Consider the following 19,782-nt stretch of genomic DNA (forward strand, 5'->3'; position numbering starts at 1 on the left):
GAGTCGTTTTGCTAAAGTAACTATATGGAAAACACTTCAGCTGCCAACAACATAACAACAAAAAATGAAAATTCTAATGTAGACAAAACAGACATTCCCAAAAAACCTGTCAAACCTCCCAAATTAGAAGATAAACCTTTTGAGGAATTTGTATCAGATCACTTAATTCCTGGATTGAAAAAATCAATCCAAGATAAAGGATCTATCGTCAGAAATATTGATTTAATTGCAGGAGATAGACCAGTTGTAGGAGGTAAATGCTGGATGGTATTTTGTGAACTAGCAGACGATAGAAAGTTCTGGCTTTGCTTTAACAAAAAACTAATCACTTCAGATAAGACTATATTATTAGCTGAATCAAATTCTGCTCCAAGTATAGTAGAATCATTCTTAATTGACGAAAAAAAGACTACTTTACCCCTACTGATTTCCCGAGTTCTTCAGAGATTAAATGGACAGAAATGGATTGGTGCAAATTAAAACTAGATTAATTTATTACATTAAAAATGCTTGAATTAATATTCTATTAAATGATTTAATTACAATTAAATATAATATTAATTTAGTAATACGCACTTATGCCTGTTAAATGCCATAATAATAAAAAAAAAAAATTGACTAATTCATTATTGACTAAACAGAGTGAAAATCTATTATTTCATACTTTTGATGAAACATTAAAACCTCAAATTGAAGATTTGTTATCCCTAGGTAAATCTGCTGGTGCTGACATTGTTGAAATTTTTCTTGAAAAATCAGACAATATTTCACTTTTAGCAGAACAAGATGCCATTTCAAGTGTCAGTCCATCCTTTGGAATAGGAGCTGGTATTAGAGTGTTTCTTGGAAAGAAAGACGGCTTTGTAAGTACAAACGATTTATCAAAAGCTGGGCTGTTGTTTGCTCTTACTCAGGCGTTGGGGATGTTAGGGCTCGAAATTGGATCCCAAAACAAAAATAATTTTGAAGGCTTAAAGAACTTAAAAGATTTTGGAATAGATAAAAATACTTGGCTAAATGATTCACCGGATCTAAACGAATCAACAATTAAGTTACTGGAATCTACGAAATTACTTGCTAGCAAAAACAAAAATCTCCAGGTTCGAAGAGCTAGTTATTCTAGAAATTGGCAAGAAGTAATTGTTGCAGCTACTGATGGAGTTTTTGCTAGAGATATTCGTCTCCATCAAACAGTTGGAATTAACGTAATAGCTATCAAAGACAAACACAGATCAACCTCTGCCAGAAGATATGGAAGTTCTGGAAACCCAAACGATTTAAGAAACTGGGACATTGATAAAAGTTCTTGTGATTTAAATGAAAGTGCACAAAAAATGCTTCATGCTGAATATGTTGAGGCAGGTCAAATGCCTGTAGTACTCGCAAACAAATTTGGAGGAGTTATTTTTCACGAAGCTTGTGGTCATCTATTAGAAACTACTCAATTAGAAAGAGGGACTTCTCCATTTCACGACAAGGTTAATAAGCAAATCGCCCATAAAGCAGTTAGTGCTGTGGATGAAGGACTTTCAAATTATGCTTTTGGATCAATATCTATGGATGATGAGGGTATGGAACCTCAAAATACTCTTTTAATTGAAAATGGAATTTTAAAAAAATTCCTTTCAGATAGAGCAGGTTCATTGAGAACTGGTCATCCAAGAACTGGAAGTGGAAGAAGACAAAATTTTTCTTTTGCCGCTGCAAGTCGTATGAGAAATACATATATTAAAAAAGGAAATTATTCGCCAGAAAAATTAATAGAAAGTATTGAAAATGGACTTTACTGCAAATCAATGGGAGGAGGAAGTGTAGGGCCCACAGGCCAATTTAACTTCTCAGTAGAAGAAGGTTATTTAATTAAAAAAGGCAAACTTGATAAACCCGTAAAGGGTGCGACCTTAATAGGAGAAGCAAAAGAAATACTCCCAAGAATATCTATGTGTGCAAATGATTTAGATCTAGCTGCTGGTTTTTGCGGCTCGGTAAGTGGCAGTGTTAACGTAACCGTTGGTCAACCACATATAAAAGTAGATTCAATCACAGTAGGAGGTAGATAAAGATGATGACTTCAGAAAATAAAACAACTATCGGAGAATTAAATCCAGCTTTACTAAATAATCTTTTAGAAAAGTATAGTAAAGAGTCTAAAATCTCAAAATGGGATCTTGGAGCATCATCAAGTAAAGATATATCAGTTCAAGTCCAAGATGGAAATGCTAAACAGCTTAAGGGTTCTCAACGTAATTCATTGACATTAAGAGTATGGAATACTAATAATAAAGTTGGAATAACGAGTACATCTGATTTAACAAGTGAAGGTATTAAAAAAGCCATGAAAGGTGCAATTGAAGCTAGCAGATTTGGTAATTATAAAGAGACTCCTGAATTTTCTAGTTTAGCAAAATCACCATTAAAAAATATTAAATCAACTGTTAAGAATAATCATAGAATAGATGAATTATTAAGTATTTTAAAACAAGCAGAAAAAAAGCTAATAGAAACACACAAATCTATAGATTCGGTTCCTTATAATGGGTTAAGTGAGAATTATATAGAGAGGTTATATATAAATAGTGATGGAGCAAATAGATATATGAAATTATCTCAATCATCAATATACTTATATGCTAAGGCGCAAGAAAAAAATAAAAAACCAAGAAGTGCTGGTGGCATAAGAATAAATTCAAACTTAGAGGAACTGGATATCGAGGCATGTATCGATGAAACATCAAATAAGTTAATTAGTCATCTTAATTATCAACCTATTGAAACTAAAAAATATTTGATTTGTTTTACACCTGATGCATTTCTTCAATTGATAAATGCATTTAGTTCAATGTTTAATGCTCGTTCAATTATAGATGGATTAAGCTTAATGAACGAAGAATCCTTAGGTACACTAGTAGCAGTAAAGAATCTGAACATAAGCGACGAAGGATTACATCCAGAGAATGTTGGGGCATTCAGTTTTGATGGAGAAGGTACTCCTACACAAAATATTAATTTGATAAAATCAGGTGTTTTGCTTAATTTGATTCATTCTGAAGCAACAGCTAGAAAGTTTGGAGTTAATCCTACCGGCCATGCAGGACTTGGAGCCAAAGTCTCTGTTTCTCCAGATTGGCTAGTTGTTAGCAAGTCTGATAATGAAATTGATAAAGATGAAACTTTAAGTGTAAAAACAACATTAAAAGAATATATTTTAATAGATGAATTATCTGCACTTCACTCCGGAGTAAAAGCAAGCCAAGGCTCATTTTCCTTGCCATTCGATGGATGGATTGTTAAAGATGGCAAGAAGACATCCATAGAAGCTGCAACAGTTGCTGGAGATATATTAAAAGTACTTAAAAATATAATTAAAATTGAGAATGAACAGATTGTTACTCATCAAGGGATAAGCCCACATATCTGGGTTGATAACATATCTATTACTGGAGAAGCGTGAAAATAATTTTTTGGGGAACACCAAAATATGCAGCGGATAATTTATTAACTTTAATTAGTTCTGGTCACGAAGTAACTGCTGTAGTAACTCAACCTGATAGAAAACGAGGAAGAGGAAAAAATATGTCTCCATCACCAGTGAAAAAAGTGGCAGAAGAATATGACATTCCTGTATTTACAACTAAATCAATCAGAAATGATCAAATCACAAAAGATAAAATCATTAATTTGAATGCAGATGTTTATGTAGTTGTGGCCTTTGGTCAAATTCTTCCAATAGAGATATTAAAAAGGCCCAAACTTGGCTGCTGGAATAGTCACGCATCCTTACTACCAGAATGGAGAGGAGCTGCTCCGATCCAGTGGAGCATAATTAATGATGACTCAAAGACTGGAGTTTGCATTATGGCTATGGAATCAGGACTAGATACAGGTCCGGTTATTGCAAAAGAATCAACAGAAATTGATGATAAAGATAATCTCGAGATACTTACAAATAGATTATCTAAAATGTCTTCAGAGTTGATAATTAAATCTCTAAGTAAGATTAAGCTTACCACTGGATTAAATGAAATTGATAGATTAAAAAAATTAAATGCAATTGAACAATCAAAACTTACAGGTATTCCAAGTTATGCAAGGCAAATCGTAAAAGAGGATTACTTAATTGATTGGAATCATACATCAAGAAAAATTTTTAAAAAGATTCAAGGACTATTTCCAAACGCATATACTATATTTAACGGTAAAAGAATTAAGATTTTTAAAGCCTGTATAATAATTAATTATGAAGATTATATGGATAGTGAATTAATTGAAAAAATATCAAAAAAGAAATATAAAACAGGTGAGATAATAATGATAAAAAAAGAAAGTGGAATCTTTATAATGTCTAATGATTATCCTCTAATAATAAAAGAAGGACAATTAGAGGGTAAAAATAAAACTGATTCTTATACCTTATCAATTCAATGTAATTTAAAAATAAAAAATTGCTTTGGAATTTAAACTTCCCCAAAATCATTCACTTTACTTGAAAAACCCCAAAGAAAAACGCAAAGCATAATTAAAAAGAATAGATACTCTGGAATAAAAATATTATATAAAATTAATTGTAAAATTAATTTTATACCAATTAGTGCAACAGCTATATATCCAGCTTTCTCTAAATTTATATATATTTCAAGCCATTTAATGAATAATCCGGATGTAAATCTTAGGGCAATTACACCGATAATTGCTCCAGTAATTACTAAAAGAAATTGATCGCTTATTGCAACTGCAGCAGTAATGCTATCAATTGAAAATGCTAAATCTGTTAAAGATAATAGTAAAATAACATTAAATAATGAAAAATTCTTTTTCAAATCACTCTTATCTTTATTTTCAGAGTGAGTTTCTTTATTGATATTAATAAATTTAGAAATAGAAAGTGAGATCAAATAAAGTCCACCAGCGAGCTTGAATGGCCAAAAATTTAAAAAGAATTGTGCTGTAAGAATTACAACAATTCTAAGTAGTAAAGCAATTAATATTCCAATATTTAAAGCTTTTTTTTGTTGATCAAGATTATTTAGATTTTTTGTAATGGATGCAAGTGCTACTGCATTATCAGCAGACAAAACAAGCTCAAGTGAAACAATCACAGGTAAAAGAGGAGCTAGCTCGACCCACCTGTCAATTCCATCAAGTAACGGAGTTAAGGATCTAAGAGATGCTGAATCCATTAAATTTAAAAAAAAGTGCTATGTTTTGAAGTGACTGATATATGTTAACTCTAATAATTATAATTAGGGTCACTTAAAAAAGTTATGAGAATTGAATCTGAACTATGCCATTTATCGGAAGACAAGGCCATCGTTAAGGTAAGTGGATGGGAGAATGAAAAAAATATAGGAAGTGCACTGGGAGAAGGCTCAACTGTAGAACTGGCAGAAGATAAAGCAATATCAAGATTAAAAGATAGGGTTAGCCTTAGTACTAAAAATAAAGATATTACTAATATAAATAAAAGTAAGGATAGAAATATTTCAAATACAAATAATAGCGAATTATCTAATAATCAAATAACTATTAATCAGAATCAAAACCAAGAACCAAAAGATTGGAGCACCGACTTGGCTGCAATAGATCAAGAAATAAAAAGATTAAGGTGGTCTCGAGAAGATGAAATAAAATATCTACAAAACGAACTGGGATATAATAATAGAAATAAAATTACTAAATATGATGAGCTACAAAATTATTTATCTAAATTAAAAATAATTAAGAATAATAATTCATCTACATCAAAAATAATAAGCTCAGATAATCTAATTGATGAATCTGAAATTATACTTAAGCAATTATCATGGGATCACAAAAAAGGAAGAGAATTCTTACAAAGAGAATTTAATGTGTCGACAAGGAAAGAACTGAATGAACAACAATTAATATCATTTGTTTCTAAGCTGAAATCAATTAAAAATAAACTTATTTGAAAACAATACTTCACCAGAAGACATTATCAATGTTAAACTTATAAATAATTAAAATATATAAACAAATAGTGTCACTTGAGTCAATTGCAAAAAAAATTGAAAAACATCCTTTAACGAATGAATTATTAGACAGGTCAAATAGAAGTGAAAGATTAATATTAACTGGTGCATCGCGTACAGCTAAGGCATTAATTACTACATCATTAGCCAAGAAAGTTAGTAATAAACTTCTAATAATTGTTCCAACTTTAGAAGAAGCAACAAGGTGGTTTCCATTAATTAAAGATTGTGGATGGTCTAAAACATGTTTATATCCAACTAGTGAGGTATCTCCATATGACTCTGTTAAGATAACATCAGAAATAATATGGGGTCAATTACAAGTTCTTAGCGATATATTAGAGTTAAATGATGATGATGATATAGCTATAATTGCCACTGAGAGATCACTACAACCTCATTTACCACCAATCGAATATCTAAAGTCTAAATGTATTAAATTAAAAGTAGGAGATGAAATTAATTTAGAATCTCTATCGTTAAAATTAAGTGAATGTGGTTATCAAAAAACAAATAACATAGATCAAGAAGGTACTTGGACCCGACGTGGAGATATTCTTGATATTTATCCAGTAAGTAGTGAACTTCCAATTAGATTAGAATTATTTGGTGACCAATTAGAGAAAATCAAAGAATTTGATCCACTTTCTCAAAGATCTTTAGACAAAATTGATAATGTATGTATTACTCCAACTGGATTTGATCCTATTATTCTTGACAGGCTTTTATCAATTAAAAATAAAGATATAAATAATATATTCTCTGAGCAAGAATATGATGAAATAACTAATTCAAAAACATTGTCTTCGGCAAAGAAATATCTAGGATTAGCATTTGAAAATCCGTCTTCCTTATTAAATTATTTAGATACTAATACCTTTATTGTAGTAGAAGAAAGAAATCAATCTATTTCTCACAGTAATGCTTGGAATAAAATTGTTAGTGAAAGTTTTGAAGAATCACTTAAATTACATAAAACCAAAGAATTTAAAAATATCAGATATGAACCAAATCTTCATAAAGATACGAAAACTCTTTTTGATAAACTAAATCTATATAAAGGTTTAGATACTTCTGATTTTGAAAACTATAGTTCGCAAAATAATATATTTAATCTTTCAAGTAAAACTCATAATTGGCTTCCTAATCAATACGGTAAAATCAGTTCAAATGTAAGGGAATATATTAATCAAAAATATTCAGTATGGATTATCTCGGCACAACCTACACGAGCCAAGTCACTATTAGATGAGCATGATTGTATTGCAAAATTTATCCCTGATAGTGATGATTTAAATGGTATAAAAAGCATTATAGATGACAATCTGCCAGTAGCTATTAAAAACAAGAATGATGGTGAAATAGAAGGGTTTCTTTTACAACCATGGAAAATAGCGTTGATTACCGATAAAGAATTTTTTGGTCAAATCAATATTACAACAACAGGTTATGTAAGAAGAAGAAAGCAAGCCATTAGTAAAAAGATCGACCCAAATAAAATGAAACCTGGTGATTATGTTGTTCATAGAAATCATGGAATAGGATTATTTCAAAAAATAGAAAAATTAAATATTAATGGTGAATCTCGTGATTATCTAGTAATAAAATATAGTGATGGAAAATTAAGTGTTGCAGCAGATCAATTAGGTAGTTTAGGCAGATATAGAAACTCAAATTCAAAGATACCCATAATAAACAAATTAGGAGGTAAAAACTGGAATAGAATTAAGGATAAAGCCAAAAAATCTGTTAAGAAAGTAGCTATAGATTTAATTAAGTTATATGCACAGAGATCTAAAGAGAAAGGATACAAATTTCCACATGATGGCCCCTGGCAAATAGAATTAGAAAATTCTTTTCCTTACGATTTAACCCCAGATCAAGCTAAAGCAACTAAACAGGTTAAATCAGATATGGAAAGTGATAAACCAATGGATAGATTAGTATGTGGAGATGTTGGCTTTGGTAAAACTGAAGTTGCAATAAGAGCAATATTTAAAGCTATTACTTCAGGCAAACAAATAGCTTTTTTAGCTCCAACCACAGTATTATCCCAACAACATTGGAGAACTATCTCTGATAGATTTGCACCATATCCAATTAAGGTTTCACTACTTAATAGATTTAAAACAAATAGCGAAAGAAAAGATATATTAAGTGGACTTAAAGAAGGAATAATTGATGCAGTTATTGGTACCCATCAACTTTTAAATAAAAATTTATCTTATAAGGATTTAGGGCTTTTAGTAATAGACGAAGAACAACGTTTTGGTGTTAATCAGAAAGAAAAAATCAAGGAATTAAAAAAAAGTGTTGATGTATTAACACTATCAGCTACACCAATACCACGAACTTTGTATATGAGTCTTTCTGGTGTTCGCGAAATGAGTTTAATAACTACACCACCGCCATTAAGAAGACCGATTAAAACACATTTAGCTCCACTCGATAATGAAATTATAAGAAGTGCAATTTCTCAAGAAATAGATAGAGGTGGACAGATTTTTTATATTGTTCCTCGCATAAAAGGTATAGAAGATGTAGCAGAAAAATTAAACATGATGATTCCAAATGTGAAATTACTTATTGCTCATGGTCAAATGGAGGAGGGTGTTCTAGAGAATGCAATGTTAGCTTTTAATGCTGGAGAGGCAGACATTTTACTCTGCACAACTATTGTTGAAAGTGGATTAGATATACCTAGAGTAAATACTATCTTAATTGAAGATTCTCACAAGTTTGGTTTATCTCAACTTTATCAATTAAGAGGAAGAGTCGGTAGAAGTGGGGTCCAAGCTCACGCATGGCTTTTTTATCCAAACAACGAAAAATTAAATGATGCCTCTAGGCAAAGATTAAAGGCTATTCAAGAATTCACCGACTTAGGTAGTGGTTATCAATTAGCAATGCGGGATATGGAAATCCGAGGAGTAGGAAATATTTTAGGAATTGAACAAAGCGGACAAATGGAAACAATAGGATTTGATTTATATATGGAACTATTGCAAGAAACTATTGCTGAGATTCAAGGACAAGACATACCATCTGTGGAAGACACTCAAATTGATTTACCAGTTACAGCCTTTATACCTGGTGATTGGATTACGGATCCAGATGAAAAAATAAATGCTTATAGACTTGCCACACAATGTGAAAGTAATGATGCTTTAGTTCAATTTGCTAGCAACTTAGTCGATAGATATGGAACATTACCTAAGGCGGTTGAGTCATTAATTGAAGTAATGAAGTTAAAAATAATCGCTAAAAAATGTGGTTTTTCAAGAATTAAGTTGAGCAAACCGAATATAGAGCTTGAAACGATAATGGATGAGCCAGCTTTTAAGTTATTACGAAAAGGTTTACCGAGCCATCTTCATGGCAGGTTTATATATAAGAAAGGTGATATGTATTCAACGGTAATTATTAGAGGTCTTGGTATTTTGGATAGCGATAAACTTCTAGATCAATTAATAGAATGGTTATCGACAATGAATTCTGAAATAAATAATCAATAAACGAAATTACAAATGAAGAATAAGAACACATGGCAATTTATCAATTGGTTGCTTGGTAAACCTCAAAAATAAATACTTGCTATAGTCTCCAAAATTTGGATTTTTTCAATTGGGAGAAGTAATAGAAATCAGCACAAACCAATATGGCCTAAGTTTATTTAGCGGATTTGTAAGTCTGTTAGCTCTAGGTGTATATACTCTATTAACCGTAGATACAGGGAATGATGATGATGACTCAGATTCAGGAAGTGGAGGTTTAATGCAACCTGTAAATTAATTAGCCCTTTAATCAGGTAATAATTTTGAAAGTCGCTCTCTATAATCACCTTTAGATATTCCCCCTTTCAGCTCACCGATAATTTCAAATTCCCCCTCAGGGTCGTTTACTAATAAATATGTTGGCCATCCCATCCCTTCTTTAGTGGGGTATTGCGTTAATAGTATTGGGCGATATTTTCTATAAACCAAAGTATCCTGAAGCTTCACACTAATAAATTCAAGACCTAATTCATTCGCAACTTTAGAATCAAAGAAGCTCATCCGGTGACAAGTGCCACAATCTTCAGAACTAAATTTAATTAGAGAATAGGTCATAAAAAAATAAAGTTATACACATATCCTAAATAAACAAATAAATAAAAACAACTTCAGTTGTTAGACTTATTGTTTCTAGCAACAACTGAGAAAAATGGATCACTCTCTGCATTATAAAAACCAAATAGCTTATTTACATATGTTTTTTCATTTAATACCTTTTCAATGTTCCATCCATTAGCATTTAGTACACTTTTTACATATTCGATTCTTTCCTCTTCTGATGAATTACACCAAATATTTGGAGCTTTTGACCAGAATGCACGATTAGTAAATGAAATAATTAATAAAGAGTGTGATTTAATAATTCTAGATAATTCTAGTGAAACTTTCTCTGGGTATTGAAGATATTGCCAACCAGCAACAATTAAACCTATATCAACTGATGAATCATCTAGAGGAATATTTTGTGATTGATTAAAATTTTGAACCCAAAAACAATCAAGTCTCTTATTAGCACTTAACTCGGATTTATTCATACCATGCCCGATGACTTTTTTAAATCTAATGTTGTATGGCAAATGACTAACCCAGCTACTCATTAAATCTAGAATAATATCTTCATTAGAGAGATATTCTGAATACAATTTTGTGAGCCTATTCCTAAATGGCTCACTAAGATGATGGACATATCTAGGATGTTGATAAAATATTTGATCATTATTAATATCCATTTTCATTCTATCAATACTTGAAAGTTGCATCTTAAAAAAATATTTTAATATATTTTATATGGTTATTGTCGGATATGAGAAATTCTATGAACTATAAAGTTATTAAAAAAATGTTTAGATTAACTATATATATTAGTAAATTTAATAAATTAAAATTACTAATAATGAATCGAATATATATTTAAGTCTTAGTTAATCTGTTCTGTTAAGCTAGATGAACTTTTTCTACCTTGCTCTGGTTCATAATTATTATTAATTGGAATCAATAGTAAAAGTGAACTACTTAATGTAAATATAATAAAAGCATATAATAAATTAAAGTTCTTCTTTACTTTGTTGGAATTATTTATGATAAACCTTTTCGTAAAAGGTCTATCAATATATATATCCCATTTAATACTCAATCTAGAATCAAATCTTAAAAGATCAAGGCATTGAGTAAGATCCGACAATTCTGAGTCATCTAAAAAAATTTCTAATGGCTTAACACCTTTTCTTGTACTTTTAAGTAATAGTTTATGGTTATTGCCACTAGGTGAAATTGAAACAATATTCTTTTCAGATACAAAAGTTTTTCGAATTCCAGAAATATAAGAACGGGAATATTGAAGAACAACTTGCATCAAGTTATCAAGATGAACTTTTTCTCCTTCCAATAAAGGTGAGCCAATAATTTTTAATGACCACGAAGATAAAATACCAATTGTAGTTGTTGAATCTCCATTAGAAACATCTGGCATACCAGAAATTTCTAACGAAGAAGAGTTCTGAGCAAATTTATAAGATAAATTAATCATTTATATAAACTAAGTTTGATAATACAAAGAAGCTTTTAAACGATCAGCTCCACCCTTTCCACATGATAGGGAGAGAATCAATAATAACTCTCTAAAAAATGTATTATTTTCATCACTCAAAAGTGATACAACATAACTTCTTTGCAAATTCATCCTTTCCCTAATAAGTGACTTAAGACGATTGCTAAACAAAAACCAACGTTCTTTATTCAGTGTCTCAGATTCTTTCGAAGAAAGAAGTTGTCTAATCAAGGGATAAAGATTATCAGCCATAGAAGAAATAAGTTTAACGAGCGAATCAATCTGATCAGTAGAAAGTGATGAAAATGCATAAGATTTTCTTAATGGGTTAGAACATCTTATTTTCCAGAATTCTACTCGACTGGAAAATTCATCTGATAATCCTATATTTTTTGCTTTCAAGAATAGAGTATCAGCGGCATTAATCTGTAGTGTTTCTATTACTAAAAACAAAAAATCAAGTTTTTTTGGCGTATCACTAGCTATTTCGCAATTTAAATAAGTAGTATCATCTACACGATTTACTAGAGAAGATTTTTTATTGTCGTTTTCTTTCTGGAAAGACACTAAAGAGTTGGATTTCATAAATTAAATAATGACAGGACTTTGAAGATTAGCTAGCTTTATTGTTGGTTTAATAAAATTGCACAACGCATAATTTGAATTTTTTATGGAAAATCTGAAAGATTATATACCTGAAATATACAATTTTCCCAATGAAGGGATAGTCTTTAAAGATATTAATCCGATATATAATCAGCCCAAATTATGGAATCAAATAACATTACCTATCCAAGAGCTAATAACTACTATCAAACCAGATTATATTGCTGGTGTAGAAGCTAGAGGATTTATAACTGCTTCAGCATTAGCCTTTAAAAATCAGATTGGTTTAATAACAATTAGAAAGCCTAATAAATTACCTGGAAAAGTAATAGGGGTTAACTATCAACTTGAGTATGGAGAAGATCGTTTGGAAATTCAGCAGGATTTAATAACTAAACAGAGCAAAATCCTCATAATTGACGACTTATTAGCTACTGGTGGAACAGCGTCTGCCGCAGGAGAATTAATAATTAAAGCTGGAGGTAACTTAATAGGATATGGATTTCTTGTTGAATTAACTAAACTAGAAGGGAGAAAAAGACTAGAAAATAACCTATATATTAAAAGTTCAGTTAAATATTAATGGTCTTTTTGCCAGGAAAGTATTATTTTTAATTGATCAAGATTAAGCAAACCATAACTCCACATAACTATTGGTAAGGGAGAATTTTCCAGAGAAGCCCTCTTAATTCCTAATTCCAAAGCGCTTCGACTTATTCCAAGTTTATGAATAATAAAATCGCAAAGTTCTTCTGAGGGAGGATTAATTTCTTTACTGCTGTTAATCATTTAAAATAATTAGATTCCATTTGTCATTATATTTATAATGATTTTTCTAGCAGTGATTGATTTTCGTAAAATAAAAAATATAAATAATCTAGGTATATAAAATAGATTACTATTTGATCTTGAATACCTAACTAGACAATCTGTTAAAATAGATATAGATAAGACATCAAATAGTCTTGATAATGAGTACATAATTGGAATAAGCCATTTATAATTAGTTAATATTGGAGACGAAGCTATTTTTGTGAGTGAATTTACATCTCGCCAGCATAAATTTAATCCTTGCCCTCCAACGGGATGAAATATATGAGATGTCTCGCCTAAGAAAATATATTTTCCAGAATGAAAAGAATAATTTAGTAGGAATTTTATTGGATAAGATTTAGTCTCATTAATAATCGTATCTGCAATTATACCGTCGGGTAGAATTGTTGATAAATAATCTAAAAATGATGATTTAGGAAGATTAAGAATTTGAGAAGCATTTTTTTTAGATTGACTACATATTATTTGAAATAAATCTCCTCCAAGAGGTAATACAGCAAATGGACCCTCAGAGCTTAATATCTCAAAGGCTTCGTTAGATTTGATACCTCTTAATAGAACCTTTGCAGTAATACATACTTGATCATAACTAAATTCAAAGGATGGTTTTTTTAAAATTTTTTTTGTAGTTGAATTAGAACCATCTGCCGCAACAATAAGATCATAGTTATTTTTATTAGGAATCACAGAGGTTGGGATTTTATTGATATTATCTAAAATTGAAATATAATCTAATATAGCTGACATTATTTTCTTATGATCTGCAATCCAACCTACTGCTATATACTTACTATCTTCAAGACTTAAGTCATCAGTTATAAATTGAACCTTATTATTTAGATCATAATCTATAACATTTAGATATTGAAAAGGAATTAAATGACTTACTATATTAGACCATATTCCATTTTTTTCTAAAATTTTTCTTGAAGAATGTGTAATAGCATAGCATCTATCTCTATCAACAAGTTCTTCGTAAGATAACCTCTCGTATAAATCAATATTGCAGCCCACTTTCGCTAATGAGATAGCAGCTAATGAACCAGTTAAACCAGAACCAATAATAGCTATATTCATTACTAAATTATATCATTTAATACATAAAAGAGTTAATTCAAAATTCTTCTATTTACAAATTCTTCAAAAGCTGGACGAAGAAGAAATGGATAAAAACCAACCCATAAATTAATTTCTGGACACCATGCATCGCTTATTGCCTGAATACTACTGAAATCTCTTCTATTACTAAAAACCACGCAATTAATTCTCATCCCTTTTGTTAGTATATTAAATTTGTTTTGTAATGGAAAACTTATATTGCCAATAAAACCGTCCTCATCTTCAATGTCTATGACTACCCAGGTCCTCTTTTTTTCTATAACCTGTAACCTACCATCCTTGTTTGCTTGCTCCTGTTGATTTTCCACTCTATCTTCTACATAAACATCTGAAATATAACCATCAACTAATGCTGAAAATGAATAACTTTTAAACTTAGAGTTCTTTCTACTAGCTTCAAGAATTGGCCCCCACAAAATGTATAAAAGGAAAATTACACCTAAAACCAACCACAAAGAATAAAACTGACTAGTGACCTGACTTTGACTAATTAGCAAAGTTATTACTCCTCCAATAGCTGAAATCATAATCCTTTGAAATATTTTCTGTGGATTACCTAAAGCCGAATTAAACTGCTTTCCAGTTGCTACAGATGGAATTAACTTATTAATTTCATTTTGCTTAATTGGAAATAACATTTTTATATAATTATAAAATTTTCTCTAATCCATAAACTAACTTGTTAAATAATCTGATTTTTTTTACAACTAAAAGCACTCCAGGCATGTAAGCGGATCTATCAATAGTGTTGTGAGACAATTCAAATGTTTCTCCATTAGATCCAAACATAACTTTTTGATGAGCAACAAGGCCAGGTAATCTAATTGAATGAAGTCTTAAACCACTAGATCTACATCCACCACGAGATCCTTTGATGAATTCTTCTTCGTTTACTAATGGTTTGTTAAAAGATGAGCGTTGTTCTTCAATCAATTCAGCAGTTTTAATACAAGTTCCACTAGGTGCATCAGCTTTTCTATTGTGATGCATTTCAGTTAATTCAGCGAACTCATAAAAACGAGCTGCAGCTGAAGCTGCTTGTTGCAATAACACCATCCCAACTGAAAAGTTTGGAATAATGGCTGAACCAAGACAAGCTTTTTCTGCAAATTTTGAGAGATCATCTAATTGTTCTGATGTTATTCCTGTAGTACCAATAACAGGGTGAACACCGTAAGCAATGGCTGTGCGGGTGTGGTTATAAGCAACCTTCGGATGTGTGAAATCAACTAAAACTGCGCCATTATTTGTTCCATCTTTAGGGACATTTTGACTAGCAGAACATAAAGAACCTTCGAAATCGCTTGAGATATAAACATCTAAAGGATCTAATCCAATAAGCGATCCTATATCTTGTCCCTCTTTGTCCTTCTGATTATCAATTGCGCCAACGAGTTGGTACTCATCGGAAGAATTAATTGCTCTAACAACTTCCGATCCCATTCGACCTAAGGCACCAGCGACCAAAACTGGTATTGGTTGATTATCAGAACTCATTGTTTTAGATTTTTTAGAATCATATTTGATATTCCTTGTAACAGGCATTAACTAAATAACACAGTAAAGGGCCAGAAAACACTAGGCTTGGTCGAATTCCGATAGAAGAAAAGATGTTTACACAGGTTCGCTCAGCCAATCGCAGAGTTTCACCTGTTGAGAATCACGAGCATAAGGCAGTGATGAAGGCTGTTTATGTGGTTCTTGAGCCTCAATACCAAAATGCTCTAACACAGGCTGCTAACTCATTAAATTCACAAAATGGTCCAATTGGAATCGAATTAAATGGATATCTAATTGAAGAACTTAGGGACAATGTTAATTATGAAAACTTTAAAAAAGATGTAGAAAATGCTGATTTATTTATTGCGTCATTGATTTTTATTGAAGATTTAGCTCAAAAAGTTGTTGAAGCAGTAGAGCCTCATAAAGAAAAACTCAAAGCAGCAGTAGTTTTTCCATCAATGCCAGAAGTGATGCGCTTGAACAAATTGGGTACATTCTCAATGTCTCAGTTAGGTCAAAGCAAAAGCATCATCGGTGATTTCATGAAGAAGAGAAAAGAGGCAGGAGGTGCTGGTTTTCAAGATTCAATGTTGAAGCTTCTTAATACTCTTCCCTCAATTCTTAAGTACTTGCCTGTTGATAAAGCTCAAGATGCAAGAAGCTTCATGCTTAGTTTTCAATATTGGTTAGGTGGAACCCCAGATAATCTTAAGAACTTTTTATTGATGCTTGGTGATAAATATGTTTTTCCCGAACTAAATAAAGAAGAAGAAAAAATTGAAGTCGCAGAGCCAGAAGTTTTTCCAGATTTAGGAATTTGGCACCCATTAGCGCCAAATATGTTTGAAGATAAAAAAGAATATTTAAATTGGACTGCTAGTAGGGATGATCTTTCAACTAAGGCAAAAGAAGGTCCTGTAATTGGACTTGTGCTCCAAAGGAGTCATATCGTGACAGGAGATGATGCACATTATGTAGCTGTAATTCAAGAGTTGGAATATAGGGGGGCAACAGTTATTCCAATTTTTTGTGGAGGATTAGATTTTTCAAAACCTGTAAACGAATATTATTACGACCCTATTGATCCTGAAAAACCAATTGTTGATGGGGTTGTATCTCTAACTGGATTTGCCCTTGTTGGTGGCCCAGCAAGACAAGATCATCCAAAAGCAATTGAGTCATTAAAGAAACTTAATCGACCTTATATGGTTGCTTTGCCATTAGTATTTCAAACAACTCAAGAATGGGAAGGGAGTGATTTAGGACTTCACCCTGTACAAGTAGCACTACAAATAGCTATCCCTGAATTAGATGGTGCAATAGAACCGATTGTTTTATCAGGTAGAGATGATGCAACAGGCAAAGCTCATACACTTCAGGATCGAGTAGATGCAATAGCGGAAAGAGCAATTAGATGGTCTTCTTTACGAATTAAAAAACGTGACCAAAAGAAATTGGCTATTACTGTATTTAGCTTTCCACCAGACAAAGGAAATGTTGGGACAGCTGCCTATTTAGATGTATTTGGTTCTATACATAGAGTTCTTGAAGAAATGAAAGATCAAGGGTACGAAATAAGGAATTTACCTAAGAATCCCAAAGAACTCATGGAGTCATTAATCAATGATCCAGAAGCTTTACAAGGGTCTCCAGAATTGTCGATAGCACATCGAATGAGTGTAAATGAATATGAAAAACTAACCCCATATTCTGAAAGATTAGAAGAGAACTGGGGCAAACCACCAGGGAATTTAAATAGTGATGGACAAAATCTTCTTATTTATGGAAAAGAATTTGGAAATGTATTTGTAGGAGTACAGCCAACTTTTGGATACGAAGGCGACCCTATGAGATTGCTTTATTCTAGAAGTGCAAGTCCTCACCATGGTTTTGCCGCTTATTACACTTATTTAGAAAAAGTTTGGAAAGCAGACGCAGTCTTACATTTTGGGACACATGGATCACTTGAATTCATGCCTGGCAAACAAATGGGTATGAGTGAGACTTGTTATCCGGATTCTTTAATAGGAGGGTTACCAAATCTCTATTACTACGCTGCAAATAACCCTTCGGAAGCAACAATCGCAAAAAGAAGAGGATATGCATCAACGATTAGCTATCTCACACCCCCTGCTGAAAATGCTGGACTTTATAAAGGCTTAAAGGAACTAGGAGAATTAGTCGGTTCTTATCAACAATTAAGGGAGAGTGGGCGAGGTATTCAAATTGTTAACGCAATTGTTGAAACATCTAAGAAATGTAATCTAGATGAGGATGTGAAACTTCCAAATCAAGATGCTTCTGAATTAGAAATAGATCAAAGAGATTTGATAGTTGGTAATGTTTACAAACAGTTAATGGAAATAGAAAGTAGATTATTGCCTTGTGGATTACATACTATCGGTAAGCCTGCTACGGCTGAAGAAGCAATAGCAACATTAGTAAGCATCGCATCGATAGAAAGAGAAGATGATGGAATACGATCTTTACCTGGCTTATTAGCTGAATCAAAAGGTAAAACAATAGAAGAAGTATACGAAGGAAATAACAAAGGAAAATTAGATGATGTTGAACTAAATAAGTTAATTACTGAAACATCTAGAGAAGCTGTTAGTTCAATGGTTAAGGCTTTAACTGGAAGAGATGGAAGAGTAAATATGAAGAAGAATATATGGACTTTATTTATTGAGTTCTTAAGAAGTATTGGTTTTTCTATTCCTTCTCCCTGGCTAGCTTCAGCTAAGAAAGCTGGTTTTAAAAATGTAAATTCAACTTCATTAGATAAATTATTTGATTATTTGAGATTTTGCTTAGAGCAAATATGTGCAGACAAGGAGATGGAGAGCCTGTTAAAAGCATTAGACGGTGACTATGTTCTACCAGGTCCTGGTGGAGATCCGATTAGAAACCCTGGAGTATTACCTAGTGGTAAAAATATTCATGCATTAGATCCTCAATCGATTCCAACTGTTGCTGCTGTGGCATCTGCTAAAGGTGTTGTTGACAAACTAATTGAAAGACAAAAAGAGGAGCAAGGTAAATGGCCTGAAACTATTGCATGTGTTCTATGGGGTACCGACAATATAAAAACTTATGGAGAATCATTAGCTCAAATTCTTTGGTTTGTAGGTGTAAAACCAAAGCCAGATTCAGTCGGTAGGGTGAATAAATTAGAACTAATACCACTTGAAGAATTAGGACGTCCAAGGATTGATGTTGTTGTTAACTGTTCAGGAGTTTTCAGGGACTTGTTTATAAATCAAATGGCATTAATTGATCAAGCAGTAAAAATGGCAGCTGAGGCAGAAGAGCCACTAGAGAAGAATTTCGTAAGAAAACATACACTTGAGCAAGCCGAAAAAGAAGGAAAAAGTATTAGAGAATCAGCTAGCAGAGTTTTCTCAAATGCAAGCGGAAGTTATAGCTCAAATGTAAATCTTGCTGTAGAAAATTCCACATGGGAGGAAGAAAACGAATTGCAAGAAATGTATCTATCAAGAAAAACATATGCATTCAATGCTGATAATCCTGGTGAGATGAATCAAAACAGAGATGTTTTTGAATCAGTTATGAAAACAGCTGACGTCACATTTCAAAATCTTGATTCTTCCGAAATATCCTTAACAGATGTAAGTCATTATTTCGATTCAGATCCAACAAACTTAATCAAGAACCTTAGAGATGATGGAAAAGCACCAAGTAGCTACATAGCTGATACAACTACAGCAAACGCACAGGTTAGATCATTAAGCGAAACTATCAGATTAGATTCAAGAACAAAATTACTTAATCCAAAGTGGTATGAAGGAATGCTCAAGTCTGGTTATGAAGGTGTAAGAGAGGTTTCTAATCGCCTTAATTACACATTAGGTTGGAGTGCTACAAGCGGACAAGTTGATAATTTTGTATACGAAGAGTCTAATGAAACATTTATAAACGATCCTGAAATGAGGAAAAGATTAATGGATTTAAATCCTCACAGCTTCAGAAGAATAGTTGGTACATTGCTAGAAGTTAATGGTAGAGGTTATTGGGAAACATCGGAAGAGAATATTGAGCAATTAAAAGAGCTATATCAAGAAGTAGAAGATAGAATCGAAGGAGTTAATACAGATAATTAGTAAGGTTT

18 protein-coding genes are annotated in these 19,782 nt (G+C 31.9%); 9 read left to right on the forward strand and 9 right to left on the reverse strand.

Features of this window, described 5'->3' with window-relative positions:
* Positions 1–24 precede the first annotated feature (24 nt).
* The 4 genes from DNJ73_RS05095 (at position 25) to fmt (ending at position 4,458) form a co-directional block, all read left to right on the forward strand.
* A complete protein-coding gene (locus tag DNJ73_RS05095; protein ID WP_158466612.1) occupies positions 25–480 on the forward strand; it encodes a DUF2996 domain-containing protein in 456 nt (151 codons plus the stop codon).
* A gap of 134 nt (positions 481–614) precedes the next feature.
* The gene (locus tag DNJ73_RS05100; RefSeq protein WP_261792587.1) at positions 615–2,060 is read left to right on the forward strand and encodes a TldD/PmbA family protein; all 1,446 of its coding nucleotides are present in this window, start codon (positions 615–617) and stop codon (positions 2,058–2,060) included.
* Between the two features lie 2 nt (positions 2,061–2,062).
* On the forward strand, positions 2,063–3,451 hold the full coding sequence (locus DNJ73_RS05105) for a TldD/PmbA family protein (protein ID WP_158466614.1): 1,389 nt from the start codon (positions 2,063–2,065) through the stop codon (positions 3,449–3,451).
* Positions 3,448–4,458, forward strand: a complete 1,011-nt coding sequence (gene fmt, locus DNJ73_RS05110; protein WP_158466615.1) for a methionyl-tRNA formyltransferase — start codon at positions 3,448–3,450, stop codon at positions 4,456–4,458. The genes DNJ73_RS05105 and fmt overlap by 4 nt, the downstream gene beginning before the upstream one ends.
* On the opposite strand, the gene DNJ73_RS05115 is transcribed toward fmt, so the two are convergent.
* A complete protein-coding gene (locus tag DNJ73_RS05115; RefSeq protein WP_158466616.1) occupies positions 4,455–5,177 on the reverse strand; it encodes a TerC family protein in 723 nt (240 codons plus the stop codon). The two genes, fmt and DNJ73_RS05115, sit on opposite strands and share 4 nt — an antisense overlap.
* A gap of 84 nt (positions 5,178–5,261) precedes the next feature.
* On the opposite strand from DNJ73_RS05115, the gene DNJ73_RS05120 reads away from it, so the two are divergent.
* From DNJ73_RS05120 to DNJ73_RS09825, 3 genes are all read left to right on the forward strand, one after another.
* Positions 5,262–5,930 carry a hypothetical protein gene (locus tag DNJ73_RS05120; protein ID WP_158466617.1) on the forward strand — a complete coding sequence of 223 codons (669 nt, stop codon included), beginning with the start codon at positions 5,262–5,264 and terminating at the stop codon, positions 5,928–5,930.
* 68 nt (positions 5,931–5,998) lie between these two features.
* Positions 5,999–9,505 carry a transcription-repair coupling factor gene (gene mfd / locus DNJ73_RS05125; RefSeq protein WP_158466618.1) on the forward strand — a complete coding sequence of 1,169 codons (3,507 nt, stop codon included), beginning with the start codon at positions 5,999–6,001 and terminating at the stop codon, positions 9,503–9,505.
* Positions 9,506–9,614: 109 nt separating this feature from the next.
* Positions 9,615–9,782: a hypothetical protein gene (locus DNJ73_RS09825; protein WP_187152563.1), complete on the forward strand. Its 168-nt coding sequence runs from the start codon at positions 9,615–9,617 to the stop codon at positions 9,780–9,782.
* A gap of 8 nt (positions 9,783–9,790) precedes the next feature.
* Here the strand turns inward: DNJ73_RS09825 and DNJ73_RS05130 are convergent, their stop codons facing one another.
* The 4 genes from DNJ73_RS05130 to DNJ73_RS05145 form a co-directional block, all read right to left on the reverse strand.
* Positions 9,791–10,099, reverse strand: a complete 309-nt coding sequence (locus DNJ73_RS05130; RefSeq protein WP_158466619.1) for a TlpA family protein disulfide reductase — start codon at positions 10,097–10,099, stop codon at positions 9,791–9,793.
* A 53-nt stretch (positions 10,100–10,152) separates the two neighbouring features.
* Positions 10,153–10,803 carry a class I SAM-dependent methyltransferase gene (locus DNJ73_RS05135; protein ID WP_158466620.1) on the reverse strand — a complete coding sequence of 217 codons (651 nt, stop codon included), beginning with the start codon at positions 10,801–10,803 and terminating at the stop codon, positions 10,153–10,155.
* A gap of 158 nt (positions 10,804–10,961) precedes the next feature.
* A complete protein-coding gene (locus tag DNJ73_RS05140) occupies positions 10,962–11,570 on the reverse strand; it encodes a DUF4335 domain-containing protein (RefSeq protein WP_158466621.1) in 609 nt (202 codons plus the stop codon).
* Positions 11,571–11,579: 9 nt separating this feature from the next.
* Positions 11,580–12,158 (reverse strand): DUF3038 domain-containing protein, encoded by a 579-nt coding sequence (locus tag DNJ73_RS05145; RefSeq protein ID WP_261792588.1) that lies wholly within the window; start codon positions 12,156–12,158, stop codon positions 11,580–11,582.
* Between the two features lie 103 nt (positions 12,159–12,261).
* On the opposite strand from DNJ73_RS05145, the gene DNJ73_RS05150 reads away from it, so the two are divergent.
* The gene (locus DNJ73_RS05150) at positions 12,262–12,780 is read left to right on the forward strand and encodes an adenine phosphoribosyltransferase (protein WP_158466622.1); all 519 of its coding nucleotides are present in this window, start codon (positions 12,262–12,264) and stop codon (positions 12,778–12,780) included.
* On the opposite strand, the gene DNJ73_RS05155 is transcribed toward DNJ73_RS05150, so the two are convergent.
* The 4 genes from DNJ73_RS05155 to dapB are packed head-to-tail and all read right to left on the reverse strand — an operon-like array spanning position 12,777 to position 15,647.
* Positions 12,777–12,986 carry a DUF2949 domain-containing protein gene (locus DNJ73_RS05155; protein ID WP_158466623.1) on the reverse strand — a complete coding sequence of 70 codons (210 nt, stop codon included), beginning with the start codon at positions 12,984–12,986 and terminating at the stop codon, positions 12,777–12,779. The genes DNJ73_RS05150 and DNJ73_RS05155 overlap by 4 nt on opposite strands.
* Before the next feature lie 9 nt (positions 12,987–12,995).
* Positions 12,996–14,108, reverse strand: a complete 1,113-nt coding sequence (locus tag DNJ73_RS05160; protein ID WP_158466624.1) for an FAD-dependent monooxygenase — start codon at positions 14,106–14,108, stop codon at positions 12,996–12,998.
* A gap of 32 nt (positions 14,109–14,140) precedes the next feature.
* Positions 14,141–14,788 carry a hypothetical protein gene (locus tag DNJ73_RS05165; protein WP_158466625.1) on the reverse strand — a complete coding sequence of 216 codons (648 nt, stop codon included), beginning with the start codon at positions 14,786–14,788 and terminating at the stop codon, positions 14,141–14,143.
* Positions 14,789–14,798: 10 nt separating this feature from the next.
* Positions 14,799–15,647: a 4-hydroxy-tetrahydrodipicolinate reductase gene (gene dapB / locus DNJ73_RS05170; protein ID WP_158466626.1), complete on the reverse strand. Its 849-nt coding sequence runs from the start codon at positions 15,645–15,647 to the stop codon at positions 14,799–14,801.
* A 113-nt stretch (positions 15,648–15,760) separates the two neighbouring features.
* Here dapB and DNJ73_RS05175 point away from each other — a divergent pair, with 113 nt between their 5' ends.
* Positions 15,761–19,774, forward strand: coding sequence for a magnesium chelatase subunit H (locus tag DNJ73_RS05175; RefSeq protein WP_158466627.1), 4,014 nt, complete (start codon positions 15,761–15,763; stop codon positions 19,772–19,774).
* The last annotated feature ends 8 nt before the right edge of the window (positions 19,775–19,782 follow it).

The organism is Prochlorococcus marinus XMU1408 (genome assembly GCF_003208055.1).
GTDB classification, from domain to species: Bacteria; Cyanobacteriota; Cyanobacteriia; order PCC-6307; family Cyanobiaceae; genus Prochlorococcus_B; species Prochlorococcus_B marinus_A.